Origin of the sequence: Mycobacterium sp. IS-836, from assembly GCF_001954275.1 — a bacterium.
Classification (GTDB): Bacteria; Actinomycetota; Actinomycetes; order Mycobacteriales; family Mycobacteriaceae; genus Mycobacterium.
This window is the reverse complement of sequence record NZ_MBEU01000002.1, coordinates 1-25,710: the sequence shown is the minus strand read 5'-3', so window position 1 is coordinate 25,710 and position 25,710 is coordinate 1. Positions and strand designations below refer to the sequence as shown.

The 25,710-nt window shown below is 65.0% G+C and carries 20 protein-coding genes and 1 pseudogene; 11 read left to right on the top strand and 10 right to left on the bottom strand.

All coding sequences use genetic code 11. From position 1 onward, the window contains the following. Nucleotides 1-63: 63 nt before the first annotated feature. Both A5747_RS00105 and A5747_RS00100 read right to left on the bottom strand, forming a co-directional pair. Entirely contained in the window at nt 64-789 is a 726-nt protein-coding gene (locus tag A5747_RS00105; protein WP_076121244.1) for a hemolysin III family protein, read from the bottom strand. A gap of 93 nt (nt 790-882) precedes the next feature. Then, complete coding sequence (locus A5747_RS00100) at nt 883-1,089, bottom strand: hypothetical protein (RefSeq protein ID WP_076121241.1); 207 nt, start codon at nt 1,087-1,089, stop codon at nt 883-885. Between the two features lie 279 nt (nt 1,090-1,368). On the opposite strand from A5747_RS00100, the gene A5747_RS00095 reads away from it, so the two are divergent. Further along, nucleotides 1,369-2,748 (top strand): ATP-binding protein, encoded by a 1,380-nt coding sequence (locus A5747_RS00095; RefSeq protein WP_076121239.1) that lies wholly within the window; start codon nt 1,369-1,371, stop codon nt 2,746-2,748. On the opposite strand, the gene A5747_RS00090 is transcribed toward A5747_RS00095, so the two are convergent. From A5747_RS00090 to A5747_RS00075, 4 genes are all read right to left on the bottom strand, one after another. Beyond that, the gene (locus A5747_RS00090) at nt 2,730-3,398 is read right to left on the bottom strand and encodes a response regulator transcription factor (RefSeq protein WP_076121238.1); all 669 of its coding nucleotides are present in this window, start codon (nt 3,396-3,398) and stop codon (nt 2,730-2,732) included. The genes A5747_RS00095 and A5747_RS00090 overlap by 19 nt on opposite strands. A 4-nt stretch (nt 3,399-3,402) precedes the next feature. Then, the gene (locus A5747_RS00085) at nt 3,403-4,188 is read right to left on the bottom strand and encodes a hypothetical protein (protein ID WP_076121236.1); all 786 of its coding nucleotides are present in this window, start codon (nt 4,186-4,188) and stop codon (nt 3,403-3,405) included. Nucleotides 4,189-4,256: 68 nt separating this feature from the next. Then, a complete protein-coding gene (locus A5747_RS00080; protein ID WP_076121233.1) occupies nt 4,257-4,907 on the bottom strand; it encodes a TetR/AcrR family transcriptional regulator in 651 nt (216 codons plus the stop codon). Next, nucleotides 4,897-7,137 (bottom strand): MMPL family transporter, encoded by a 2,241-nt coding sequence (locus A5747_RS00075; protein ID WP_076121231.1) that lies wholly within the window; start codon nt 7,135-7,137, stop codon nt 4,897-4,899. The genes A5747_RS00080 and A5747_RS00075 overlap by 11 nt, the downstream gene beginning before the upstream one ends. 200 nt (nt 7,138-7,337) lie before the next feature. On the opposite strand from A5747_RS00075, the gene A5747_RS00070 reads away from it, so the two are divergent. The 6 genes and pseudogenes from A5747_RS00070 to A5747_RS00050 all read left to right on the top strand — a co-directional run bounded on the left by A5747_RS00070 (nt 7,338) and on the right by A5747_RS00050 (nt 18,018). Then, nucleotides 7,338-7,793 (top strand): DUF6294 family protein, encoded by a 456-nt coding sequence (locus tag A5747_RS00070; RefSeq protein WP_076121229.1) that lies wholly within the window; start codon nt 7,338-7,340, stop codon nt 7,791-7,793. Between the two features lie 289 nt (nt 7,794-8,082). Beyond that, nucleotides 8,083-9,840 (top strand): annotated as a pseudogene (locus A5747_RS25165) (peroxidase family protein); the annotation flags it as partial. 30 nt (nt 9,841-9,870) lie between these two features. Continuing rightward, a complete protein-coding gene (locus A5747_RS25160; RefSeq protein WP_198938100.1) occupies nt 9,871-11,016 on the top strand; it encodes a catalase family protein in 1,146 nt (381 codons plus the stop codon). Between the two features lie 133 nt (nt 11,017-11,149). Next, a complete protein-coding gene (locus A5747_RS00060) occupies nt 11,150-13,747 on the top strand; it encodes a LuxR family transcriptional regulator (RefSeq protein ID WP_076121225.1) in 2,598 nt (865 codons plus the stop codon). Between the two features lie 405 nt (nt 13,748-14,152). After that, nucleotides 14,153-14,494: a hypothetical protein gene (locus A5747_RS00055; protein ID WP_142245405.1), complete on the top strand. Its 342-nt coding sequence runs from the start codon at nt 14,153-14,155 to the stop codon at nt 14,492-14,494. A gap of 395 nt (nt 14,495-14,889) precedes the next feature. Then, entirely contained in the window at nt 14,890-18,018 is a 3,129-nt protein-coding gene (locus A5747_RS00050) for a hypothetical protein (protein ID WP_142245404.1), read from the top strand. On the opposite strand, the gene A5747_RS00045 is transcribed toward A5747_RS00050, so the two are convergent. Genes A5747_RS00045 through A5747_RS00035 form a run of 3 tightly spaced genes read right to left on the bottom strand, consistent with a single transcriptional unit; the run spans nt 18,007 to nt 20,074 of the window. Beyond that, nucleotides 18,007-18,987 carry a sigma-70 family RNA polymerase sigma factor gene (locus A5747_RS00045; RefSeq protein WP_076121590.1) on the bottom strand — a complete coding sequence of 327 codons (981 nt, stop codon included), beginning with the start codon at nt 18,985-18,987 and terminating at the stop codon, nt 18,007-18,009. The genes A5747_RS00050 and A5747_RS00045 overlap by 12 nt on opposite strands. Continuing rightward, nucleotides 18,971-19,708 carry a DUF899 domain-containing protein gene (locus A5747_RS00040; protein WP_076121218.1) on the bottom strand — a complete coding sequence of 246 codons (738 nt, stop codon included), beginning with the start codon at nt 19,706-19,708 and terminating at the stop codon, nt 18,971-18,973. The genes A5747_RS00045 and A5747_RS00040 overlap by 17 nt, the downstream gene beginning before the upstream one ends. A gap of 60 nt (nt 19,709-19,768) precedes the next feature. Next, entirely contained in the window at nt 19,769-20,074 is a 306-nt protein-coding gene (locus A5747_RS00035; protein WP_076121588.1) for a hypothetical protein, read from the bottom strand. 116 nt (nt 20,075-20,190) lie between these two features. On the opposite strand from A5747_RS00035, the gene A5747_RS00030 reads away from it, so the two are divergent. The 4 genes from A5747_RS00030 (at nt 20,191) to A5747_RS00015 (ending at nt 24,570) form a co-directional block, all read left to right on the top strand. Beyond that, entirely contained in the window at nt 20,191-20,613 is a 423-nt protein-coding gene (locus A5747_RS00030; RefSeq protein WP_076058811.1) for a TIGR03618 family F420-dependent PPOX class oxidoreductase, read from the top strand. A 119-nt stretch (nt 20,614-20,732) separates the two neighbouring features. Beyond that, nucleotides 20,733-22,670, top strand: coding sequence for a serine/threonine-protein kinase (locus tag A5747_RS25715; RefSeq protein WP_076121216.1), 1,938 nt, complete (start codon nt 20,733-20,735; stop codon nt 22,668-22,670). Nucleotides 22,671-22,708: 38 nt separating this feature from the next. Next, a complete protein-coding gene (locus A5747_RS00020; protein ID WP_076121213.1) occupies nt 22,709-23,836 on the top strand; it encodes a serine/threonine-protein kinase in 1,128 nt (375 codons plus the stop codon). Nucleotides 23,837-23,931: 95 nt separating this feature from the next. Then, nucleotides 23,932-24,570, top strand: a complete 639-nt coding sequence (locus A5747_RS00015) for a TetR/AcrR family transcriptional regulator (protein ID WP_076121211.1) — start codon at nt 23,932-23,934, stop codon at nt 24,568-24,570. 60 nt (nt 24,571-24,630) lie between these two features. Here the strand turns inward: A5747_RS00015 and A5747_RS00010 are convergent, their stop codons facing one another. Next, complete coding sequence (locus A5747_RS00010) at nt 24,631-25,611, bottom strand: hypothetical protein (RefSeq protein ID WP_076121208.1); 981 nt, start codon at nt 25,609-25,611, stop codon at nt 24,631-24,633. Between the last annotated feature and the right edge of the window lie 99 nt (nt 25,612-25,710).

Here is a 25,710-nt window from a genome sequence, read left to right as displayed (position 1 = left end):
TGCCGCAAGCCCCCCGGTGCGCTATATGTTGAAAGTGAGGGGTTAAATTCGCGCGGAGCGCTCCTAGAAAACCGCGAGCCAGATGGCGATGTACTGGCAGATCGCCGCCACCGCGGTGCACGCGTGGAAGAGTTCGTGATAGCCGAAGGTCGTCGGCCAGAGCCTCGGCCAGCGTAGCCCGTAAAACAGCGCACCGATGCTGTACAACGCGCCACCCACGGCTAGCAGCACCGCCGCGGGCAATCCGGCGTTGTGCACGATCGTTCCCGCGTACCAGACCGCGACCCAGCCCAGCAGCAGGTAGAGCATCAAGCTCAACCAGCGCGGGGCGGTCGGCCAGAACAATGTCAGCGCTATTCCGGCTGACGCGCCGCCCCACACGATCGCCAGCACGACATCGCCGGTCCCGCGCGGCATGTCCAGCCGCGCGAACGGTGTATAGCTGCCGGCGATGAGAACGAAGATCATCGAGTGGTCGAGCCGCCGCATCCAGTTCCGGACGACCGCCGATTCCCAGTTGACGCGGTGATAGACGGCGCTGACCGCAAACAACGCGACTATCGCGAGCGTGTATGTCAGGGTCGAGTGCCCGGCCCGCTTGGATACCGCCGCCCACGACACGGCCACCAGCGGCATACCCGCAATGACAAACGCGATAGCGCAGTACTGGTGGATCCAACCGCGTAGCCGTGGCTTGGTCAGCACACCGGAGGGTCCGGGATCGCCGGTGCCCAACTCGACCGGCCCAAGTGACTCGGGTCGGGAGATCGAATCCGTCTGGTAGCTCATCAGTCCCCCTCCCACAGGATTACGCCGTCAGTTGCTTTTCCCCCGGCAACGTGGGCTTCTCCCTATATCGTCTCGCCGGGCTTTTCGTTACGGCTATGTGCCACCTACGAATTGGCTGACCGCAGGCACGTCGATCACCGTCGGTTGCGACGGCTGCGGAGTGATTTCGAGGAGGCCGTCGTCGGACTGACCGAAGCCGCTGATCAACAGGGCCTCACAGTTGTCAGCGCCGTCCTCGTAGCGCGGGTAGAGATAGTTGCCGGAGACGCGGTGATCGATATGAGAGGGCGCCAGATACACGCCGCGTTCTCCATCCAGCCCATTTTGGAATCCTCGACAATGATCGGCATGTCACCGGGAAGCTCGGCGAGCACCCGCCGGAATTGCTCGACATTCATCGATCGCTGCCCTCCCTCGCTGCGTGACCTGCCCTTGACGGCCTTGGCGCTGATCTCCTCAACATGGAGCGCCAGGCTAGGAGCGGGACGCTGAGAGCCCGCTGAGAAGGTCCCTGAGCTCGGCGGGCCCGCGCTGCAGAATCAGACTGTGTGGATGTCTGCGCTCCGCCCGTTTCGGCGCATGGGGTTCCTGCGATCGGTGCACCCCCGCAACTTGGGCATCCCCGCTCGCTCAGCCGCGGTATCGGCGATCGTCGTCTTGGTGGGACTTGCTTTTGCGGGCGCGGGTTTGGACGCCATCCTGTACCGGTCGTTGTTGGCGGGTGTCGACGACGCCAGCGCCGGCAGAGTCCGCGACATTGCGCAGGTGCTGCAGACCAATTCGCTCAACGAGCTCGACAGCGACCTTTTGACCACCGATCAGCGCGTGGTAGCAATCCAAGTGATCGCTCCCGACGGCAAGGTGATAAGGCGATCCGGGTCTGCACCGCAAACACCACTCCTGCCCATTAGCGGGTTCGACTCCAATTTGCGCCGCGGCATGCCCGACGATGCGGTGCCCCACGACGACATGCGCATCAGCGGTCAACGGGTCGACACTCCATCCGGTCAATACACGGTGCTCGTCGGAGGCGGCAGCGAGGCAGTCGAGGCGACCGCACGGGTGGTCGCGCTGCTGTTGGCTTGCGGCGCCCCGATCATCATCGCGGTGGCAGCCGCCGCGACCTACTGGCTCGTCCGCCGCTCACTGCAGTCAGTGGACGCGATCCGAAGTAGGGTGGCCGAAATCTCGACGTCCGATTTGGCCGAACGGGTGCCCGTGCCCAGCAGTCGCGACGAGATCGCGGCTCTGGCCCTCACGATGAACGAGATGCTGTCGCGCATCGAAGCCGGCCACCGCGCGCAAAAACGGTTCCTGGGCGACGCCTCGCATGAACTGCGCAGCCCGCTGGCAACCATCATCTCCGGATTGGAGGTCGCCGAAGCTCACCCCGAGCTCCTCAATGCCGAGTTGGCGGTCAACACCCTGCTTCCCGAGGCGCAACGGATGCGAACGCTGATCGACGATCTGCTGTTGCTGGCCCGCGCCGACGAGCACAGCCTGGTGCTGCGCAGGGAGGAGACGGCCCTCGATGACCTCGCCGAGGCCGAAGCGGCTCGTCTGCGCCGGGAAACGCACTGCACGATCGACACCGATATCCGCCCCGCGCGGCTGACCGGTGACCCCTCGGCACTATCCCGGATGATCCGAAACCTCGTGGATAACGCTGTCCGCCATGCGAACTCGCGAATCGCCATCGAAGTCGGCAGCCTCAACGGCAGCGCAACCCTGGTCGTCAGCGACGACGGTCCCGGCATCGCCCCGGCCGAACGGACCCGGGTGTTCGAACGCTTCGTGCGCCTGGATTCGGACCGTTCACGCAGCGGCGGCGGAACCGGGCTGGGCCTGGCGATCGTCGCCGAGGTTGTCGCCGCGCACCGCGGCACGGTCACCGTCGACGACCGACCTGGCGGCGGGACCAAGATGATCGTGACCCTGCCTCAGCACAACAACCGGTAACCGACGCCTCGGACCGTCTCGATGGTGTTCGTGCCGAAGGGGGCGTCGATCTTGCGGCGCACATACCCCACGTAGACCTCGACAACGTTGTCGGGACCTTGGTAGTGCGCGTCCCACACGTTGCGCAATATCTCGGCCTTCGTCACGACCGTGTCCTTGTTGCGCATGAGGAACTCCAACACCCCATACTCGCGGGGGGTCAGCGTGATCGGGGTCGAATCACGTTGCACGGTGTGCCGCGCGGGATCCAGGGACAGAGATCCGGCGGTCAACACGGCGGGCCGCTCGGGTGCGCCGCGACGCACCAATGCGCGCAGGCGCGCGACGAGAACCCTGAATGAAAATGGTTTTGTCAGATAGTCGTCCGCTCCGAGATCGAGCGCATCGGTCTCGTCGTATTCGCCATCCTTCGCGGTCAGCATCAGCACCGGTGTCCAGACATCCTGTGCCCGCATTCGACGCAGCACCTCGTATCCGCTGTAGCCGGGGAGCATGATGTCGAGGACAACGACATCGAAGCTGTTGTCGACGGCCTCCCGCAGGCCCTCGACGCCGTTACCGACCGCCACGACGACGAAGCCCTCGGCCTTGAGTCCCATGGCCAGAGTCGCCGACAGTCGTGGCTCGTCCTCGACGAGCAGGACTCTCATGTCGTCACGCTACTTCGCGCGCGGCTTCCGCCTGGCCCGGGTGACGTCCCGCGCGTTGGGGCAGGACGATGAGCAACGCGACGATGATGACCGCGATGACCGCCGACGCCAGCGGACGGCTCAAGGCCAAGCCGCCGTCGGCGACCGGCTTGTCGAGGAAGTCGCCGACGGTCGCGCCCAGGGGCCGCGTCAGGATGAACGCCACCCAGAACAGGGTCACCCGCGACACGCTGGTCCAGTAGTACAAGGCGACGACCACGAGCAGAGCCGTGGTGAATACCAATGCCCCGCGCTCGTAACCGAATCCGCGGGTATCGGCGAGCCAATCGCCGAGGGCGGTGCCCAGCGTCTGCGAAAACGTGATCGTCGCCCAGTAGAACGCCTCCACCTTCGGCGTCGAAACGGTGCTCACGGACACCGTTCCCTGCGTCCACCGCCACAACCCCAGGGTGGCCAGAAGGCAGGCGAGAAGCAGAAGTGATCCGCCCGTGTAGCCGATTCCCAACTGCCGGTCGGCGAAGTCGGCCAGCGTCGTGCCGAAGGTTGTCGAGGCGACGATCGTCGCCCAGTACAGGCTCGCGTGGAAGCGTTGGGCGAAGATCTGCGCCGCAACCAGGACAACCAGGGCGATGCCGAAGAGGACGACGCCCGCGACGTAGCCCCAGTTCAGCGTCATCGTCACGGTGTCGCCGCCGGTCTCGCCCAGCGTCGTCGCCAAGATCTTGATGACCCAGAACCCCAGAGTGACCGCCGGGACCTTGGTCAGCGCCTCTTTCGTCATGTCGCTCATCTAGCAGTGACCTTCCGGCCTCGGTTTTCCTGCATGCCTACGATAACCGCGCTGAGAAAACGCTGAGATCATTCCCCGCGGGGAAGCAACACGGAGAGATCCAGACCGTCAACCGCTTGTCCGATACACACGGCACGCAGGACGTTGTTCGTGAACGCTTCGGCGTCCCCCCATGGGAGGTACGGCTTGGTGATGAGGAGAGACGCAACACCGTGGGCCGCCGCCCAGAGCTGCAGCGCGGGTGCGACGGAATCACCTGGCGGGAACAACTTTTGGTCGATGAGTTCCTGCACGGTGTCTTGCAGGTGGACGAAGGCCGAGCTGATGAGCGTCTCGTCGAAGTCGCTTCCCCGCCGTGGCGGAGCGCCGGTAGCCACCCGATACATCAGCGGTGTCGCGACCGCGAATTGCACGTAGGCGATGCCCAGGGCATGCAATCGTTCCAGTGGGGTCGGTAGGTCGCGCGCGGCGTCTTGCATGACCTCGCCGAGCCGGCGATAGTACTTCGCGCACACGGCGTCGAGCAGCTCGTCTTTGTCGGCGAAATGCCGATAGAGCGAAGGGGCGGAGATGTTCAGCGCCCGGGTTACTTCTCGCGTCGAGGGTGCCTTGGTGTCTCCCGACGCGATGATGAGTTCCGTTGCCGTGTCGATGATTTGCTCACGCAGCTGACCGCCCGATCCCCGGGGCAGGCGTTGCCGACGCGTTTCAGGATGCATAGGCGTTTTCTTCGAGCGGCTCATCGGTGATCCCCCAGCGGGCATGCCAGCGCACCAAAGCCGGGGGTGCCCACCAGTTGAGCCGGCCCAAGATCCTCATGAAGGCGGGCACCAGCAGCATTCGTATGATGGTGGCGTCCATCAGGATTGCGATGGTCAGGCCGGTCCCGAACATTCTCATGAACGAGACTTGTGCGGCGATGAGCGCGGCGAATGAGATCGACATGATCACGGCGGCGGCGGTGATCACGCGGCCGGTGCGGGCCACACCCAGCGCGACCGATTCGTCGTTGTCGGCCCGGGTGCGGCCCGAGTTCATCCAATACTCCCGAATGCGGGACATCAGAAATACCTCGTAGTCCATCGACAGTCCGAAGGCGATGCAGAACATCAGAACGGGCATGTTCGAGGTGATCGTCCCGGTGGGCGCGGTGCCCAACGCACCGAGGTGGCCTTGCTGGAATATCCACACCAGGGCCCCGAACGTCGCCGTCAGGGATATAACGTTGAGAGCCAACGCTTTTAGCGGCAGCACCACCGAGCCGGTCAGCATGAACAGCAGTGCGAAGGTCACGACGGCGATGACGCCCAGCACCCACGGCAGCCGAGAGAGTATGCCGTTAACGGCATCGCGGTCCAGTTGCGCGCCACCGCCGATCATCGGATGTGCGCCCCCGGGCGCCGGTATAGCGTGCAGGGCATCGAGCTGGCGTTCGGCGGCCGCCGTATACGGCTCGACCTTGGTCTGCACGGTGAAAAGCGCCGTGTCGTTTTTGATTCCGGTTTGCATCGCCGCCGGGCCGGCCTTGTTTCCGTTGACGTAGGCACCGGTTGGCGCCGATACGCTGGCAACCCCTTGCACGCGCGAGAGCTCGGCGGCGTAGCCGTCCAGCTGTTGGCCCGCGGGCCCCGTCACATGCTCGACGATGACGGAGAGGTTCGTGGCGTCGTCGTTGTTGAAATTGGTCCGCATTTCGTCCCCCACTTGGCGGGCCGACGCCGACGTTGGCAGTGTCCGATCGTCGGGAAAGCCGAGCTTTACGCTGAGAAACGGCAGTCCCAGAAAGAGCAGCGCGGCGACTATTGCCACGGCTATCGGAATGGCATGTGCCATAACACGTTTGGCGATCCGGTACCAAAACGTCTCGGTGATGTCCCGGATAACGGGCTCTGGACGGCGCGTGATCCGTCGCAGGAGCCGACGGATGTCGAGGGCATCGATGCGATCGCCGAGCAGCGTGATGACCGCGGGAACGATCACCAGCGCCGCCACCGCGCCCACGCTCACTACCGCCACTCCGGCATACGCGAACGACCTGAGGAAGTACATCGGGAAAAGCACCAGCGAAACCAGCGCCAGCGCCACGGTCAGGGCGGCGAACAACACGGTCCGCCCCGACGTGCGCATGGTCAACACCAGCGCCTCGTCTCGACTCATCCCGGAGGCGACCTCTTCTCGATACCGGTTGATGATCAGCAGTGAATAGTCGATAGCCAGCCCGAGCCCCATCGCGATGGTCAGGTTGAGGGAGAAGATCGACACGTCGGTGAAATAGGTCAGCGCGCGCAGCACGGACATCGCCCCAAAGATCGAGAACAAGCCCACCACCAGCGGTAGGAGCGCCGCGTTGAGACCACCGAAAATCGACACCAGCGCAACGAAAGTCACCGGTATCGCGATCAATTCCATGGTCATCAGGTCGCGCTCGGTCTGCTTAGTGATCTGGCCGTAGACGGTGGCCATGCCGCCGGCGCGCACCGAGACCCCGTCGCGATCGTGTCCGAGGCTTTTGATCAGCGTGCCGGCGTGCTTTTGCGCGTCGTTCTCTCCGCCGATCAGGCCCGCCACAATCATCCCGGACTTGCCGTCCTTGCTGAACAACTGAGCCGCGACCGGGGGCGGCGCACTCCATGCGGACGTCAAATTCAGCACCACACCGGAACGGCGCAGCTCGGCTTCCAATTCGCCGGCGACCTTGGCCACGGCAGGAGCCTTTGCGCCCTGGCCACTGCTCAGCATCAAGACCAGCGACTGATCACTGATACCGAACTTGTCGACGAGAATCTGGGCCACCCGCGCCGATTCGGACGTCGGGTCCTGCTGCCCACCCGCGGCAAGGTGCCTGGCAACCGGGAGACCGAACACCGCGGCGGCGATTGCCACCAACAATGCCGCCCCCAAGACCAGTCGCGGTGCGCCGACAACAAACCTCGTTAACCGTTCCAGCATCAGGATCCTTCGCAATAAGGTAGCGATGCTACCGTAGCGACGCTACTTCTCTGTGGTCAAGGCGAATGGGCGCGGCTCGCGCTGCCGTCGGGCCCGGTTCGCGTAGTCCACTACGCGTGCGTCGCGGCCAGCGAACGACGGAATGTGGGAACGGCCGCACCGGTCGGTGCAGGCGATCCCAACGCCGTTAGGAGCATGAAATGACCATTGACAATGACGCCGTCAACGCCGAGCCGACCGTGGACCGGCGCCCAGAGCCGGCGTGCAAGCACATACCACCGGTGGATCTTCTGAGCGACGTGCGCGACCATCCCGAGCCGACCCCGTTCGATGTGGCGAAAAAGTGGTGGGTTTGGTCGGGTGTCACGCATATCGGTGACTGTGTGCTGCAGGACGAGATGCTGACGATCCAAGCCGACGGGACCGCGAACTTCTTCGCACACGTGAAGTCCAGTGACGACGACGACCGATGGGTGTTCTACGGTGGCATCTCCTTGCTTGACGTGCACGGCGTCGTGTTGTGGACCAGCCCCAAGCTGATCGGCCCGCCGATGATTTGGGAGGACGAATGGGCGACCTGGGACGAGAATTTCGCGTTCCCAGCCGTGTGGTTCGACTCCGCCGCCGGCGCACGGATTAACCAGGCGCACTGCTGATCCCGTTAGGTGTTCCGTTGCCTGCCCGGCCGCCGCACCGACGCCAGCGTTAAAGCGGTGGCCGCGGCGGTCGGCGCGGGCGCGGATCCACCCGCCCGATGCCCGACGAACTGTTAGTGTCCACCTCAGCTTCAGCTATCAGCGGCGAACGACGACCTGGAGCAACCGTGTGGACGGTTAGCAACGACACCGCCGGACCGGCTCGCAGATGGCCGGTGCGCGATGCCTATTCGGCTCCGCGCGGTGATTCCGCGGCGGGCCAGTCAAACCCATTTGAGCGGAGGCAATCATGACGCTCGCCGAGCGACTGGTGCGAGTCGCAGAGTTGACAGACCGATGGGTCGGATGGTCCAGACTTCCCAAACCGTTGGGGCTCGCCGTCCTCGTCGGATTGCGTGAGCAACTGCGCGCGGACAATCTTTACGACACCGGTCGCGGATCCGACGACCGCCCGCCCGCGGATGACGGTGTCACTCCCGTGCGCGACGCCCGCACCTTGGACGGAACGAACAACGACCTGCAGAACCCGCTGATGGGATCGTTGGGCAGCCGATTCGGCCGAAACGTCGCGACCGAATTGACCTATCCAGAAGAACCCGACCGCATCCTGGAACCCAATCCCCGATTGATCAGCCAGCGGCTGCTCCGGCGCGACAGCTTCAAGCCGGCGACCACGCTCAACCTGCTGGCCGCCGCCTGGATCCAATTCGAGGTCCACGACTGGTTCAGCCACGGCACCATCGACGACAACCCCTGGCAGATCCCCGTCGAGCCCCCCGATCCTTGGCCCGACCCCGTCATGACCATCAAACGGACTCCACCCGACCCCAGCCCGGATCCGTCGGGACCGCCCACCTTCGTCACCCGGGACACCCACTGGTGGGACGGATCCCAGATCTACGGCAACACCGCGGGATTCGCCAACGGGCTGCGCACTGGCGAGCTGGGGCAGGTCAAGATCGACGGCGTCGGCCTGCACCCGGAGGATCTCGAGACCCACCTTGACCCGCACGGGGCGATAAGGGCCAACTTTTGGCTTGGGTTGGCGCTGCTGCACTCCCTGTTCTTGCGTGAGCACAACGCAATCTGCCGCGAACTGCACCTGCGCAATCCCACGATGACGGACCAGCAGCTCTACGACAAAGCCTGCCTGGTCAACTCGGCGCTGATGGCCAAGATTCACACCCTGGAGTGGACCCCGGCGATCATCGCCCACCCCACCACCGAGTCCGCCATGCGGGCCAACTGGTTCGGGGTGCTCGGGCAGCGCTTTGATGGGCGCTACGGCCGCCTCACCCCGAGTGAGGTTCTGCAAGGCATCCCCGGATCACCTACCAACCACGACGGTGTGCCGTATTCGCTGACCGAGGAATTCGTCGCCGTGTACCGCATGCATCCCCTGATCCCCGACGACTACGTCGTGCGCTCACTGCGCGACGACAAGGAGCTGGCTCACTACGAACTGCCCGAACTGGCGCTGCCCCACGTCCGAGACCGCTTGGCGCAGTGGGAAACCGACGACCTGTTCTACTCGATGGGGGTCGCGAACCCCGGCCAGATTACGCTGCACAACTTTCCGATCCACCTACAGGACTTCCACCGGGTCGACGACATTCCTATCGACCTGGCCGCGGCGGACATCCTGCGGATCCGGGAACGTGGTGTGCCGCGCTACAACGCTTTTCGGCGGATGCTTCGACTCAAGCCCGCCGCCACCTTCGAGGAACTCACCGACAATCCGGCGTGGGCCGAGGAACTGCGCCAGATCTACGGCGACGTCGAACGCGTCGATCTCATGATCGGCCTCTACGCCGAGCCTAAGCCACCGGGTTTTGGCTTCAGCGACACCGCTTTTCGTATCTTCATCCTGATGGCCTCCCGCCGGCTGCGAAGCGACCGCTTCTTCACCACCGACTTCACCCCGGCGATGTACACGGAAGCCGGCATGGACTGGGTGCACACCAACTCGATGCGCACCGTGCTGCTGCGGCATTTCCCCGCCCTGGAGCCCACCCTGCGCTCGGTCAAGAATCCGTTCGCCCCGTGGCCAAGAACACCCGCGCGTGCGTGGACCCGCATGTCCCCGCCGCCAACGGATGTGCGCCGCTATCCCCCGCCACCGGGCCCGCAGCCCACATACGTCCCCTACAGCGACGCCCTCGAACAGCCCGGCCCCGAAGAGGACCGCGAGATCGACGGAATCGTCAAGGCGTTGCACGGCAACAACGAATGGGCCTACAAGAAGTTTCATCACGGCCTGCGCGATGCCCACGCCAAGACGTTGGCCGTGCTGCGGGGCGAGCTGATCGTCTATCCCGATCTGCGGCCCGAGCTGGCTCAGGGGCTGTTCGCGCACCCACGCACCTATCCAGTGATCACCCGGCTGTCGACCACCTCCGGGGTGATCCGAAGCGACCAGATACGCGGCGTACACGGCCTGGCGATCAAGGTGCTCCTGGACGAGCCCGGCGACCGCATCCTGGCCGCCGATGACGCCAAGACTCAGGACTTCCTGCTGGTCACCCATCGGGAATTCCCCTTTGCCGACGTGCGGGCTTACCTGCGGCGCGGCATGCCCCTGGCGTGGCTGTTGGCACGCCTGTCCGATCCGGGGCTAAGCGCCGTCGGCGCGGCGCTCACGCGGGCCAAATCCATCCTGTCCCGGGTTGGCGTGGCGCTGCCCAACGCCGTGGAGATCTTCATCGAGCCCAACACCCACATCCTGGGCCAGAACTTCTATTCGTCGGCGCCCATCCGGTGGGGCGACAATGTCGCCAAATTCGAGATCGTGCCGCTATCGGAGTCGGTCAAGACACTGGCCGGTCAGCTGCTGCCAGCTGACAGCGGCTACGACGCCTACCGCAGCCAGGTATTCGACTTCTTCGCCAGCAATAGCGCCGAATTCGAGTTGCGCGCCCAACTGTGTACCGACCTGGCCCGGATGCCCATCGAGGACGCGACGGTGCCGTGGCCGGAAGAGGTCAGTCCCCATGTCGGGGTCGCCAAGCTCCGCTACGAGCAACAGAATCCGGACTCCCCAGACCGCCGCCGGTTCGGCGACGACGTGCTGTCCTACAACTCGTGGCGCGGGCTGGCCGCACACCGCCCGCTAGGCCCGATCAACCGCCTCAAACTGAAGGTCTACGAAGCCTCCAGCAACTTCCGCCACGACAAGAACAATGTCCGCCCCTTCGAGCCGACCGTCGCTGACCTGCCCCAGTGAGCGCGCCGACGCACTAACCGGCTCGATGCGATCCCGGCCTGCGCGGGTGGTGGCGCACGTGCGCACCCAAAATTTAGGTTCGGCGGCGATTTCATTCGGCACCGACCCTGGGACGGCCCTAGACTTCCCATACATGAGCAGCCGGTGGCAGTTGCTCGAACGGCCGGTGGAGCAACAAACGATCCGCGCTGCGCTCACCGGTGACGAGCAGCGCGGCGTGGTACTTATCGGGCCCGCCGGGGTCGGTAAGACGACGCTGGCCCGTACCGTCACCGACACGCTGCCCTCGGCCGTGCACTGGGCCGCATGCACCGAGTCCTCACAGGCGATCCCGCTCGGGGCGTTCATGCAGTGGGTGGGTGCCTCGAGCGCGCGTGACCCCATCGCGCTGCTGGCCGCGGCGCGCGAAAATATGCTCGCCGGCGCGGAGCCTGTGGTCGGCGTCGACGACGCGCATCTGCTTGACCAGCTCTCGGCCACGCTGTTGCACCACATCGCCGTCGAGCGCAGCGGGCGCATCGTCGCCACGGTTCGCAGTGGTGAAGCGGTGCCGGATGCCGTTACCTCGCTGTGGAAGGACGGCTACCTGCAGCGGTTCGATTTGGAGCCGCTGTCGAAGGAGCAGAGCATCGCGCTAGTCGAAACGGTGCTCGGCGGCGTCCTGGAGGGTCTGTCGGCCGATGTCATGTGGTCGGCGTCCGGCGGTAATCCGTTGTTTCTGCGGCACATGGTCGAGGGTGCAGTTGAAGCCCGCACGCTGACCGAGGTCGACGGGGTCTGGCAGTTGCGCGGACCCACGGCCGTCTCCTCCGGGCTAGCCGAGCTACTGGAGAGCCGGCTTGACCACGCCGGCGCCGACGCGCTCGGCGCGCTGAAGTTCCTGGCCTTCTGCGAGCCGCTGGATCTCGATGCGCTCGTCGAGCTGGCCGGTGAAGAGGCCGTCGACGCCGCCGAACTGCAAGGGCTGATTCGCATCGTGCGCGACGGTCACGTGCTCAACGCCCGCATCACCCATCCGCTGTACGGGGACGTGATGCGCCGCCGGACCGGCACCGCCTCCGCGCGAAAACTGCGCGGCAATATCGTGTCGGTGCTCGCCGCCCGGGACATCACCTCTCCGGCGGATCGCATCCGCCTGGCGCAACTGTCCGTCGACAGCGACCAGGTAGCAGACAACGCTTTGCTAGTCGCCGCCGCTAAGGACGCCGTCTTCTTAGCCAACCTTCCTCTTGGGGAACGGTTGGCGCGCAGCGCATTTGAGCATGGCGATGGGCTGCGTGCGGGTGAGTTGCTCTCGCGGGCGGTGCTGTGGCAGGGAAGACCGGGTGAAGCCGATTCGATCCTGGCGCAGTTCAATCCTGACGAACTCGACGAGCTGCAGCTCGTGCTTTGGGGCATCCCGCGGCTGTCCACGCTCTTCTGGTCGATGGGCGAAATAGGCCAAGCCCACGACATCCTTTCGCTGATGCGTCAGCGGGTCACCCATCACGCGCTGCGCCTCGTCGTCGAGGCCACCGGGGCGGCGATGGCGGTGCATCAGAACAAACTTGAGGAAGGCATCGCGGCCGCCGAGGCCGTCCTGGCCGACCCCGCAGCACCGGAACAGGCTGCCGACTTCGCGGCTTTCGCTGCCGGGCTGGCCATGCCCGTCGCCGGCCGCGGCGCCGATTTCGAGCCGATCGCGGCGCGGTGTCGCGTCGAGCACAAACCCACCGACGGGATGATCCGGTGGATGATCCGCTACGGCGACATCCTGGCGCTGACCCACACGGGCAGCCTGGATTTGGCCGACCGTCGGGTGGCCGACTACAGCCGGTTCTCCTCACAGGGGCAGTTCGTCGGCTGGGCTATCGCGAAGATCATGGCCGGACTGGTCGCCACGTACCGAGGCAAGTTCCCCCAGGCCATCACGGCATTCGAGCAGGCGTTGGCCGCGCTCAATGCCGAGAACTCGCTGCCGTGGCGGCTGCCCGGCCGGCTGTTGTTGGCCCGGGCGTATGCCGGATTGGGCCGCACCGCCGAAGCAGAGCGGGTTCTTGCCGACGCCAAGGAGCACGCCGGTCCGCACCTGGACTTGCACGAGCCGATGGCGATGATCGCAAGGGCGTGGCTGGCCGCCGGCCGCGGCGGCGAGCGCACCGGCGTCGATCTGGCGCGCGCCGCCGCAGACACCGCCCACCGCGCCGGCCAATACGCCGTCGAGGCCGAAGCGCTGCACCACGCCGCTCGCTTCGGCGACCGGACGGTCGCGGGCCGGCTGGGCGCGTTGGCCAAACGGGTCGACGGTGCGGTGGCCGGACTCTACGCTCGCCACGCTGCGGCCGTGGCCGGCTCCGATCCGCACGCCCTCGACGCGGTGAGCAGCGACTTCGAGAAGGCGGGGTTGCTGCTCTCGGCCGCGGACGCCGCCGCCCAGGCCGTCGTGCTCTACGAGCGCAGCGGCCACAACCGGCACACCACCGAAGCCGCGGCACGGGCGCTTCGACTAGCCGGGTTGTGCGGCGGAGCGACCACACCGGCGATCCGGGCCGCGGCCCAACCGCTGCCGATCAGCTCGCGGGAACGCGAAATCGCGGCCCTGATCGCCGAGGGTCTGTCCAACCGCGAGATCGCCGACAAGCTCACGGTCTCCGTACGCACCGTCGAAGGCCACATTTACCGCGCCTGCATCAAACTCGACATCTCCGACCGCGAGGAACTGGCGGCCGTCGTCGCGCGCAACACGACCTGAACCGGGCCGCTCGCGGCAAACCCGCAGGCCACAGGGTTGACTACCTCAGCCTGACGGTCCTCGGCCACGCCTTCTCGAGTAGTCCCGCCGCTCACCTGACCGCATTTCCGGTAGATCTGGCCAACCGCACCGCCGCCGGCACGGGGCCCGCCAGCTCATCGCAGCCGAGAAGATCGTGAATTGGGTACGCGCGCAACATGTTTTGCTGTCGCCATCATCGCCGGACAGCAAAAATGGTCGCAGCGCCAGCCTCAGCGATCACTGACGAAGACTCGACTGGCACCGCAACGTCCTGCGCCGCAATACAGGTAGTCCGTTACGCGTGCCGTCGACACCGGTGGATTCATAAATTCTTCAGCACAGCCGGACCGACCGGAACCGAACCCCGCCCCCCAGGGAGTCGAAATGTTATCTACCGCGAAGACAGTGGCGCCAGACGAGGACGCCGCTGCAACGTTTGAACTGAACCACAGCGCGGACGCCGCGGAAGCGCAGAGCACTATCGCCGCTTCCCCGCCGCCCGTCCTCATCAGCGAACGCGAAGTCATGTTCGCAACCGCCGCTGCCGGCGCCACATCGCAAACCGCCAACACCCGGCGGCACTGGATCGCCCAGCTGTGGCAACGGCTGTCGGCGGCGCTGGACTCGCTGGACTCGTACGTCGAGCGTGAGCCGCGTCGCTACTATGCCCGGCGCCCGCTCTACATCGAGAACGCCGCCATGGCCCGCGAAATGGAACGGCTATGAATGAGCTGCTCATAGTCGTGGAAGGTGTGATGCTGATTGTTATCAGCGTCGGAATTCATCACCTCTCCGCATGGTTAGAGCGCTGGGATTACGAACGCCACCGCGAGGATTGAGGCGGCACGCTCACTGAGCGGGCCGCCGATATCCCGCCCGGCAGCACGTTTCCACAGACAGATGGGCAGCTACTCGCATTCGGACGGCACCTAATCGCAGCCGGCGCTGATATAGCAATCATGTTGGGATCGCGGCCACCACGCAGTACGCATGGCGATCGCCATTGATCCTCTTCATGGCAATTTGAATTACAAAGATATTTACGCACTACACATGCGATCCAGCAAAACATGTCAAGCTATCCGTTAGCCAGCGACTAGCGGTCGAGCCTGGGAGGCGAAATGCCTAAACGTTTATCAGCGTGGGCACCAATTATCGCGCTGGGAATGATCGTCGCGGGCGGGCTCGGCTGCCTTGGTGTGCACGGTCCGTGTATACGGCAACTGACCCGCTACGCATTTGGAGATCCCGCCATCGGCGAACATAAAACGCAATTATCGGCGGCAATAGTCAGTGACGTTTGGTTCTTCGTCGCCTATGGCCTCGTGCTGGGGGGTTGCGCGTGGTTCTATCGTGTCCGCGCGAGTTCCCAGGCAGGTCGCGGAATTGGCGCCTTCGTCATCGCCGCGGTAATCATCGCGGTGGTGGCCAACGTGGTCGAAGACGTGCTGCTGTGGATCACGCTGACACACGACGGCAACGGCTTGCGCACCGCGGCCCAAGCCGCGGCGACCGTCAAGTTTTGCATGATGGCCGTGGGAGCAGTCGGGGTCCTTGCTTCCATTGGGATCGTCCTGCGTGACGCGATGGCCTGGTACCGGCGGCTAAGCATCTGGCATAGCTGCAAGGGCGTGTCAATTCCGCAAATGCTGCGCTCGGTCAAAGGATTTCGGTGGATGAAGACCGACGCCGACGCGGAACCCCTGCCGGCGCCGTGGTGGGACGACGTGCTGGCACCTGATGACTTGCCGAAGCCGACGGAAACCCAAGAGGCCGTCAAAAAGGCCGTTGCAGATTCCGGCCAGACGGCTGAAGCCGTCATCGAAAACCAGCAGCGCTGGCTGCACGCCTATAGCGTGCCGGGCGTCACCGACGCGCTGAAGGGCCGCACGGAACCGCTTCGCGCGCTTTGCCTTTCGGGCGGAGGTGTTCGGTCTGCCTGCGTGGCATTGGGCGCCATGCAGGTGTTCTCCAAACCATCCAGCGCAAGCGATGCCGTGGCGAAACCGAGCGGGAACGGGAGCAGCGCTGCAACGCTGTTGGACGGCCTGGACTACGTCATCTCGGTGTCGGGAGGCGGATATGCCGCCGGCGCGCGGCTGCTGGCGGTACAGGACAAACAGGTCGACCCCGGGCAAACGCCCGAAGAGAAAGCCGCTCACGAGAACAAACCCAGACCACTGCCGAACGTTGTGCCGATCTCGAAGCGATTTGAAGAAGGATCAGCAGAGTTTGACCACATTCGCAGCCGATCGAGTTACATCGCTGACTCACCACTCGGCCTGCTTCGCGCACTCGCAGAGGTGCTCAAGAATCTGGTGGCCTCGCTTGCGACTATCTTCACTGTTCCCGTCATCGCGGGCGCGGCGCTGGGCTGGCTACTCGCCCGAATCCCGATCGCCGCATTCCCTCCGGTGCCGGCCGAGCGTGCAGCGACCGACCCCAACAACGGCAAGTACTTCCCATCACTCGTTGCCCACCCCGCCGCCTATTGGGCGATCGGATTCTTCGCCGCGTTCGCCGTACTGTTCACCATGTACACGCTCGTCGAAGAGTGGAAATCGAGTAGTCGGAGGAGCGAAGGCCGGCAGCTGCGGGCGCTGCGCTGGGCACGCGCGAGCGCCGGATTTGCGCTGGTGATCTTCACCCTCACAATCGCGTTGCCCGGATTGATGCGGCTCTGCTCGGGGGCGGGCGGCCACGCGCCATCCAGCCCGGGCGGTGCGTTCGCCGCGCTGTCGGGGGTCGTCGGACTCAACTACGTCGCCGCGCTGATCGCTATGATCTGGCGCGACAAGAACAAGCTGGTCAAGAGCGCCGGGATACAAACTGCCCCGGGATTGCTGAAACGCATCTTGCCGCCTCAGGTCATCTCGCTGCTGTTAACGGTCGCCACGTTGGCTGTGCTGTTGGTGGTGTGGCTGGCGCTGTTGGGCAGCTTCGCCGCCGGCGCATTCCACTACTGCGCACAAAACGGATTGCTCGAGCACCTCGCCCACATGGCGCCCTCGCTCTGGTGGTTAGCCGGCGTAACCCTCACGTGGTTATTCGTCGGGTTCGCTGATGTCACGTCTTTGAGCCTGCACCCCTTCTATCGACGCCGGCTCGCACACACCTTCGCGGTCCGCCGCGCCCCCGACACAGGCGTACCGAACGAAGCCGTGCGGTATCGCGACGACGAACCCACCTGGCTGCACTGGTACGGCCGGACGACTAATGGCCCACAATTCGTGTTTGCGTGCTCGGCCACCATCACCGGCCCCGACAGGCCCGCGCCCGGACTCAACGCCGTGTCGTACGTGATGAGCGCGGACTACGTCGGCGGACCGGCGCTCGGTTGGTTCCACACCGAGAAATTGTTCGAGGCAGCGCCACCGCGGATCCGCCGGGACCTGACCGTGGAGGCCGCGATCGCGGTGAGCGGCGCGGCGTTCGCCTCGGCGATGGGACGCCAGAACAAGGGAATAGAGAAGTTGCTCGCGGTCTCGGGTGCGCGCCTGGGCACCTGGTTACCCAACCCGAGCTTCGTCGCCCAACTCAGGGACGCCGAGCACCGTAACGATTCAGACCCCGACCCTCTATGTCGGACATGGCCGAAATCGCTGCCGACCATCCGGGGTGGGGGGTACCTGTATCGAGAGATCCTCGGTATCAACAACATCGACGCGCGCCTAGTCCAGATCACGGACGGCGGCCACTATGACAACTCGGGTCTCGTGGAGGCACTGCGGCGCCGATGCGGACTGATCTTCGTCGTCGACGGAGGCGGCGATCCGCCACCACTGCCCATAGGCCTCACCGACGCAATTCGGCTAGCGAAATATGAACTAGGCGTCGAGATCACACTGAACCAGACCGGTCCGTACTCCGTCGAGAGCATCACGCCAGGCTCCGGGAAAAAGTTCGCCAAGGACGACGCGCTGGCCAGTCTCAACGGCCGTATCACTCGCGGGGCGGTCGTCAATGGTGACATCACCTATCCGGCGGCGGCGGGCCTCGAGAAAAGCACTGGCATCCTTATTTTCGCGAAAGCGGTACTGTGCGAAGCCTGCCCGTACTGGCTTCTGACGTACGCGGCGTCCAGCGACATCTTTCCCCACGATCCGACGTCCGACCAATGGTTCAGCGAAGGACAGTTCGCCGCCTACACCGAGCTGGGCCGCGTCATCGCCGACCAAGCCGTCAAATGCGTCACATCTCTACAGCCCGCAGTCAGCGGCACCAGGCGGCGCCCCGTGTCAGTCCCGTGATTCCGTCGACAGCAACTGCGGAAGGCCGAAGTGCCGCAACGCCTCGACGTTTTGGAACGACACGACGTGATCAATACCGTGCGGTGCAAAAGTGAGCACATGTAGGGCGTGCAGGCGATGCTGTCCATTCGTCGCCGGGTACAGCGCCACTGCGGGTTGTCCATTGGCCGATGTCCGCACGACCGGGGTATTGCCGAACGCACGCATGCGTGCGCCGAGAAAGGCGCCGATCGTGGCGTTGCCCCTAAACCACGTGAGGAATGGCGGCATCTCGAAGAGGGCGTCCTCGGTCAACACCGCGATCAGTTCGTCCACGTCGGCGTTTTGAAACGCGGCCACATACCGATCGAGCAGTTCACGCTGCCGCTCTTCTAATGGCTGTGCCCGCGAGTCGACATCCGCGGGCAGATGCGTGCGGGCCCGTTGCAGCGCGCTGTTTACCGCGGCGACACTCAAATCGAGTAGTGCCGCGACTTCGGTTGCGGGCCAACCCAATACCTCCCGCAGAATCAGCACCGCGCGCTGCCGCGACGGAAGATGCTGCAGCGCAGCCACGAAGGCCAGCCGCATGGATTCCCGTGCGGCGACCACCGTGGCCGGGTCGCTCGTCGTGGCGGCCAACAGCGAATCGGGGGCGGGCTGTAGCCATGTCACCTCCGGGCTAGCGGCCATAACGCGCGCGGTGGGGTCGTTCTCCGGCGCATGCAGGTCCGACGGCAGGGGGCGGCGTTTTCCACGCTCGAGAGCCTTGATGAACGCCCGGGTGGCGATGCGGTACAACCATGTGCGCAGCGACGACCGCCCCTCGAAATGCTCGTAGGCGCGCCACGCGTCCAAGTAGACGTCCTGTACGACGTCTTCGGCGTCGTCGACGGAGCCGAGCATGCGGTAGCCGTAGGCGATCAGCTCGGCCCGAAACGGCTCAGCCAGCCGCGTGAAGTCGTCGCCGTTGTCAGTGGTGATGCGCATGTTGATCCGGTGCCCCATACGTGTCGTGCCACGGCCATTCGTTGATGTAGCGCTGCCGGCCCAACGGGGTCAGATCGAGGAACCGGTAGGTGCTCAGCATGACATCGGCGCCGACACCGTAGGCCGAATAGGTGTGAAACACCTTGCCGCCGTCCTGGACGAAGACGCTGACGCCTTGTCCGTCGGCGCCATTGGTGGCCACGTATCCCAGCCCTTCGCGGATCAGCGTTTCCTTGTCCTTGTAGTTGTATTCGACCGGTGCGATCGATTCGTCGGTGCTGACGTGGAAGTCGTAGTTGAAGTCGGAACCGTGAGACGAGTACCAAGGCAGCCGCCATCCCATGCGGGCCTTGAACTCGTTGAGCCTCGGGTACGGCACGCGCGACACCAGCGCCAGCGTGGTGTCGGCGCCCTCGTTGAGATGGATCGGATCCGGCATGTTGTCCACGGCGAATGAGCAACTCGGACAGCCGTCGTCGATGTCGTGCAGCCACATGAAGTGGTAGACGATCAACTGGCCGCGGCCCTCGAACAGGTCGATAAGCGCGACCTCGCCGTCGGGTCCCTCGAAGACATAGTCCTGATCGATGGCCACCGCGGGAAGTGCGCGGCGCTGCTCGGCCAGCATCGCGAGCTGCCGGCTGGCGGCCTTTTCCCCGGCCAGCAGGTCGAGGCGTTCCGCCAGCCACTCCTCGCGCGTCGCCGTACGGGGGATTTTCATTTTTCGCTCCTTTCCTCAGCGGTACTGAGGCAGCCACCCGCCAAAACTCATCGGTGGGGCTCAGGGTCGGCGACCGTGATAGGAGCCGATTACCGCCGCGTACACCACGACGGGCGGAGTGGCCAGGCGCTTGGCGAGTTCCCGGTGGAATTCGCGGTAGGCGCCGCAGTCCTCGAACGGGTCGGCGGTGCCGTCGAAGGCGACGACATGCATGAAGCCGACCCCGTCGTCGAACATCAGCACCTGGTAGTCGACCCCGCCAGGATCGCGGGCGGCCAGTTCGCCAAGCACGGCCTCGATCAGCTCGCGGTTGCGTTGCGCGGCATCGTCGGTCGTGAAGTACTGCACAACGGCGGCTCTCCTCATTCGCATCACCTCCACCGGTACAGAGGCCCGAAGACTGCCGGATTCATCGGCTGCGATGAGTTTCAGCGGCTTACGGCCTCGATACAGGCAACCCCCACTAGAAATCAGGAGCAGAAATGAAACTCGACAACGACGCGCGACAACTCGTCAGCGCAAACCCAGCGACGCTGGTCACGAACAATCGCGACGGCAGCCCCCAAGTGAGCGTGGTCTGGATCGTGGTGCAGAGCACCGCCGACGGCGATGACGAGTTGGTCGTCGCCCATCTGGAGGAGCATCAGAAGGTCCGCAACATTCGGCGTGATCCCCGCGTGGCGGTGACCATCGTGTCCGACGACCGCAGCGGCCTGCAGACGCCCTACTTGTCGATCAAGGGCACGGCACGCATCGAGGAGGGCGGCGCGCCCGAACTGCTGGGCGAGATTGCCACGGCGCTCCTCGGGCCGGGCACCGGCTTTCCGCCGCCGGGCTCGCCACCCGGATATCTGACTCGCATCACGATCGACAAGGTCGGCGGCGTCGGGCCCTGGGCGGCCTGACCGCGGACGGCGTCGCTTCCGCAGAACTTCAGGAGTGAATCCAAGCGGTGCGTTAGGGTCTGGTTTGTAGCCGACTGCGGGCGAGGTAAGCAACGACTGCGAGATCCATCAGGGACGCGATGCCGCTAAGTGAAGGTGCACAGTTCGCCGGCTATACCCTGGTGCGGCTGCTGGGCAGCGGTGGGATGGGCGAGGTGTATTTGGCCCGCCATCCTCGATTCCCGCGGCACGAAGCGCTCAAGGTGTTGCGGGCGGATGTGTCGGCCGATCCCGATTTCCAGCTGCGCTTCAATCGGGAGGCCGAGTTGGCCTCCCGGCTGTGGCACCCTCACATCGTCGGCGTGCATGACCGCGGCGAATTTGAAGGCCAACTGTGGATCACGATGGACTACGTCGACGGCACCGACCTCGGCGAACTGGTCAGCACGCACCATCGCTCAGGAATGCCCGCCGAGGCGGCGCTGTCGGTGGTCAATGCCGTCAGCGACGCCTTGGACTACGCCCACCACCGCGGCTTGCTACACCGCGACGTCAAGCCCGCCAACATCATGGTCAGTCGGCCCGATGACGGCGGCACACCGCGAATCTTATTGAGCGACTTCGGTATCGCCCGCCCGATCGATGACACCACCGGTCTGACGGTGACCAACATGGCGGTGGGAACCGTTAACTACAGCGCGCCCGAACAGCTCATGGGCGCGGCCCTCGACGGCCGCGCCGACCAATACGCGCTGGCGGCTACCGCCTACTACTTGTTGACCGGCACCAAGATGTTCTCCAACCTTCCCGCAGTAGCCGTGATCAGCGCTCACCTGACGGCGCCGCCGCCTCTTCCCGGGGCCGTGCGCCCCGACCTCGCCAGCACCGATGCGGTCTTCGCCCGCGCCTTGGCTAAAGATCCTCGTCAGCGCTTCGAGCGGTGCGCCGACTTCGCGGCGGCCCTGGCCGACCGGCTGCGGATCGCCCATGTCCCGGGCGGCGAACATACCGCAGCCCCCGCAACGGGTCCCGGGTATGCCCAGTCCTGGACAATGGTCAGGCCAGCGCCCGCCCCGGCGCCGCATTACGACTCTCCACCGCAGCCGCCTCGGCGCTCGCGACGGTGGGTCGCTGTCGCGGCGGCGGCCGCGATCTGCGTCGCTGGTGTGGGCACATATTTAATCGTTTCGCACGGCGCTGATCGCCATCCCTCACCGAGTTCGGCCACCGCTGAAGGCGCCGCTCGGCTGGCCGCACAGAACTATCTCCAGGCGCTCTCGCGCGGGGACGCCTCCGCCGCTTTATCGTTGAGCGCCAATCCGCCGGCCACCACGGAGTGGGTCAGCGCCGATGCACTGCGCGCCCAATTGGCTTCGGCACCGATCACTGACATCACGGTCACCTCGGCTCCCCAGGCGTCGGGCGATGACCCCAGTAGTGTCCAGCACGTGATCTTGTCGGCGCGCTTCGGTGCGACGCTGTCACAGGCCCGAATCGCGGTGCGACGCAACGGCAACGACTGGAAGCTCGACACCGCCACCGTGCCCGTCGACATCGGTACGCCGGGAACCAAAAACTCCTCCTTCAAGGCCGTCGCACTGTTCGGAATCGCCACAAACGGAACGACGCCGGTCTCGGTGTTTCCTGGCCCCCTCCTCGTCTCATCGTCGAACCGATTCATCGACATCAGTGCGCAGGCAGCACCGGTGCTACTGAACGCACTGTCTCCCAACGCCACCCACCCCAGCGTTCAACCCGTAGCGACGCTCAACGACACCGGACTGCAGGCCGCCAAAGCGGCGGTCGACAACTGGGAAAAATATTGCTATCACGGCGTCGCCCCGCCGCCAGAGTGCGCAAAGGGCTATTCCTCCAACAACACGGGCACCGTCACCAGTGCAGGGGACTTCTCCCAAGCCACGTTCACATTTGACCCCACCACGATGCTGGTCGCTGTGTCAGGCACCATCAAATACACGGGGACCACGTCGACGGGCAACCCCTTCGATGTGACGTACATCGCCGCTGGCACAGTCGATTTGACCAAAGATCCCCCGACGTACACGGTCCACAACTGAGCCGGCCACGCGTGAAGAAACAAGGAGGGTGAAGTCCAATGCCGTTGAGCGAAGGTGAATCGTTTGCCGGCTACACGGTGGTTCGGCTGCTGGGGACCGGAGAGATGGGTGAGGTGTATTTGGTGCGCCACCCCCGGTTACCGAGATCGGAAGCCCTCAAGGTTCTGCGTGCGGACTTGTCGGGCGACCACAATTTCCAGCAACGGTTCATCCGCGAAGCGGATCGGGCCTCTGAGCTTTGGCATCCCCATATCGTCGGGGTACACGACCGCGGCGAATTCGACGGTCAGCTCTGGATCGCGATGGACTATGTCGATGGCCCCAACCTGCGCGAAGTGCTGTCCCGGCACCCGTCGGGACTCACTCCCGCCGAGGTGATCGCGGTCGTGAGCGGCGTCGGCGACGCGTTAGACTACGCCCATCACCGCGGTCTGCTACATCGAGACGTCAAGCCGGGCAACATCATGATCAGTCATCCCGACGACGGCGGCACTCCACGAATCTTGTTGAGCGACTTCGGCATCGCGCGCCCCGCCGAGGACGACGATGTGACCACTAGCGTGATGACCGACACCATAAAGTCGATGGGAACGTTCAATTACGCCGCACCCGAACTGCTGCGCGGAGCCGCGCTCGATGGCCGCGCCGACCAGTACGCGCTGGCCGCCACGGCCTACCACACCCTGACAGGCATCCAGCCTTTTGCCGACGCCAACCCCATTTCCGTGATCCGCGCGCATCTGACCGCGCCCCCTCCCCGACCCGGAGCTATACGCGCTGACCTGGCCAGCACCGACGCTGTCTTCGCGCAGGCATTGGCCAAAGACCCAGCCCAGCGCTTCGCCCGTTGCAGCGACTTCGCCGCCGCCCTGGCCCGCCAACTGCAGACACCGCGCACGTCGACCGGTACCACCCCGAACAGGTCGGCGCCGTGGAACACCTCGAGAACCGTCGCCACCGCGTATACGGCCCCGACCACCGCGACGGCCGGCCAGGCCGCACGCGGCAACGCGACTCCGACCGCTAGCACTGCCACCAGCAGCAATTGCCAAACCGACCGCCACCCGTCACCGGGCAGGGCGAAGTTCGCGCCCGCCGCCAATGTCGACACCGCCCGCGCCGCCAGGAAGATCCCGACCACGACGCAATACCAGCGTGGCGCATGAACCACGCGGCCCCAACCTGCACTCATCCGACGCTCCCGCATTCGCAACCGTTACTGCCACCATGGCAGTAATCAGAGGGTGACTATACTGCCACTGTGGCAGTAACGAAAGGTGTCGCCAGTTCAGTCCGTCCGGTAGCCCCGCGGCGGCGGCGCGCCCCCGCCGACGCGCGTCGCGAAATCATCGACGCCGCAAAGGAATTGCTCGCCCACCAGCCAGCGCACACGGTGTCGGTCGCGGCCGTGATGGCTCGGACGACGCTGTCGCGCAAATCGTTCTACGTCTACTTCCGCGACCGAAGCGAACTCCTCGAGGCCCTGGTGCGGCCACTGCGTACCGACGCCGACGCCGCGCTAGAGCGATGGCGCACCGCCGAGGATCCCGTCGCGGCCGGGCGGACAGCGTTGGCCAGCGCGGCACGCACCTACCGGCGCCACAGCGCGATCCTGCGGGCGGTCTTCTGGTCGTCGATCGACGACCCGGACATCGAGGCCGCACGTGCCGGACTGATCGATCCTGTCGTCGAGGTCGCCGAGACCGTCATCGACCGCTTAGGCCCCGATCTTGCTGACCCGCACCAGACGGCCCTCGCCCTCGTCACCATGAACATCCATCGGATGCTCACCCTCACACCGGAAACTAGCGACACGGAACTCGACGCGCTCGTCGACACCCTGGCCACCATCTGGGAACGGACCATCAACACGGGATCCGATACGAAGAAGGCGCCCTAGCTCAACGATCACACACGCGAGAAGTGTTGGGCTGCAACGTATAACAGCGCGGCTAGCCGACTATCGTGGTGGTCTTCCTGAGTAGACGGGTGGTTGCGTGGTCAGGTCGACAAAGCTGTCCACCTGCATGTCTTCGCGGAACTTGATTGGTTGGGATTGGTGGGTTCCGGTCGCGCTGTAATTCATGTGACCGGTGACGTGAACCTTCATGATGTTGGCGTCAAGGTCGTAGTTCATGTTGTCGGTGTTTTCCAGGCTGATGAGGTTCAGGCTGTTCGGGTCAAGGCTCGGGCCATTGTTGTAGACAGGCTTACAGCCGCCGGGGGGGCAGCATTCGGACGGTGGTGCGACCCCGGTGAAGCAGTAGTGAAGTTTTCTGTCGATGGCCTCTAGCGAGGCCTGACGGCCGGCGTCGTTGAGAGCGACCACGGGTGCGATGGTGGGCGGATTGACGGCGGCGAGGCCTTCGAGCAGCACGGCTGCGGTGGGGGCGGTGATGTCGATGTAGCGGTTAGAGGAGGAGACCCTCGGTGTTCCAGGGAACACCGAGATGGGGCTGGCGCCATTGGTAAGAGCCCCGCCGACGGTGAGGGCCTTCATCGCAGCCGCGGCATTCGGCGGTGCGGCGATTGTGATCGCGATGGTGGTGGTGTCCAGCTTCCACTGGCCGTCTTTCTTGTGGACCGTCATCACCGTTTGTGAGGGAGTGGGTCCGAAATGGGCTGAGAGGACGACCCGCTGGGTATCGGGCGGGGTGTCCAAACTTTGCGCCGGGTCGTTGGTGACGGTGATGTCGGTGATCGGCGTCGCCGAAAGTTGGTCGGTGAGAGCCTTGTCGGTAACAAGTTGTGGGGTCGCGGGCGGTTGGGCTCCCAGCGACAGCGCGGTGCGGGCATCGCCTGTGGCTAGCGCCTCCAAGTAATGCTGGCCGGCCAGGCGGGCCGCTTCGCGGTCTTGGGCCGCGCGCTGGGCGGCGTCGGGGCCGCCGAGTTTGGATACCGTGAAGATACCGGCGGCGACTAACACGGCGAGCACGATCACCGCCGAAACAGCGGATATCACAAGGCGTTTGCGGCCGCGCCCTCTGGTGGGTGGCCAATTCCTTTGCGGCGTCGATGATTTCGCGACGCGCGTCGGCGG

Excerpts from the sequence above, each read along its gene's own strand:
- A5747_RS00105 (WP_076121244.1), bottom strand. The coding sequence starts at position 789 with ATGAGCTACCAGACGGATTCGATCTCCCGACCCGAGTCACTTGGGCCG.
- A5747_RS00095 (WP_076121239.1), top strand. The coding sequence starts at position 1,369 with ATGGGGTTCCTGCGATCGGTGCACCCCCGCAACTTGGGCATCCCCGCT.
- A5747_RS00090 (WP_076121238.1), bottom strand. The coding sequence starts at position 3,398 with ATGAGAGTCCTGCTCGTCGAGGACGAGCCACGACTGTCGGCGACTCTG.
- A5747_RS00085 (WP_076121236.1), bottom strand. The coding sequence starts at position 4,188 with ATGAGCGACATGACGAAAGAGGCGCTGACCAAGGTCCCGGCGGTCACT.
- A5747_RS00080 (WP_076121233.1), bottom strand. The coding sequence starts at position 4,907 with ATGCATCCTGAAACGCGTCGGCAACGCCTGCCCCGGGGATCGGGCGGT.
- A5747_RS00075 (WP_076121231.1), bottom strand. The coding sequence starts at position 7,137 with ATGCTGGAACGGTTAACGAGGTTTGTTGTCGGCGCACCGCGACTGGTC.
- A5747_RS00070 (WP_076121229.1), top strand. The coding sequence starts at position 7,338 with ATGACCATTGACAATGACGCCGTCAACGCCGAGCCGACCGTGGACCGG.
- A5747_RS25160 (WP_198938100.1), top strand. The coding sequence starts at position 9,871 with ATGTCCCCGCCGCCAACGGATGTGCGCCGCTATCCCCCGCCACCGGGC.
- A5747_RS00060 (WP_076121225.1), top strand. The coding sequence starts at position 11,150 with ATGAGCAGCCGGTGGCAGTTGCTCGAACGGCCGGTGGAGCAACAAACG.
- A5747_RS00055 (WP_142245405.1), top strand. The coding sequence starts at position 14,153 with ATGTTATCTACCGCGAAGACAGTGGCGCCAGACGAGGACGCCGCTGCA.
- A5747_RS00050 (WP_142245404.1), top strand. The coding sequence starts at position 14,890 with ATGCCTAAACGTTTATCAGCGTGGGCACCAATTATCGCGCTGGGAATG.
- A5747_RS00045 (WP_076121590.1), bottom strand. The coding sequence starts at position 18,987 with ATGCGCATCACCACTGACAACGGCGACGACTTCACGCGGCTGGCTGAG.
- A5747_RS00040 (WP_076121218.1), bottom strand. The coding sequence starts at position 19,708 with ATGAAAATCCCCCGTACGGCGACGCGCGAGGAGTGGCTGGCGGAACGC.
- A5747_RS00035 (WP_076121588.1), bottom strand. The coding sequence starts at position 20,074 with ATGAGGAGAGCCGCCGTTGTGCAGTACTTCACGACCGACGATGCCGCG.
- A5747_RS00030 (WP_076058811.1), top strand. The coding sequence starts at position 20,191 with ATGAAACTCGACAACGACGCGCGACAACTCGTCAGCGCAAACCCAGCG.
- A5747_RS25715 (WP_076121216.1), top strand. The coding sequence starts at position 20,733 with ATGCCGCTAAGTGAAGGTGCACAGTTCGCCGGCTATACCCTGGTGCGG.
- A5747_RS00020 (WP_076121213.1), top strand. The coding sequence starts at position 22,709 with ATGCCGTTGAGCGAAGGTGAATCGTTTGCCGGCTACACGGTGGTTCGG.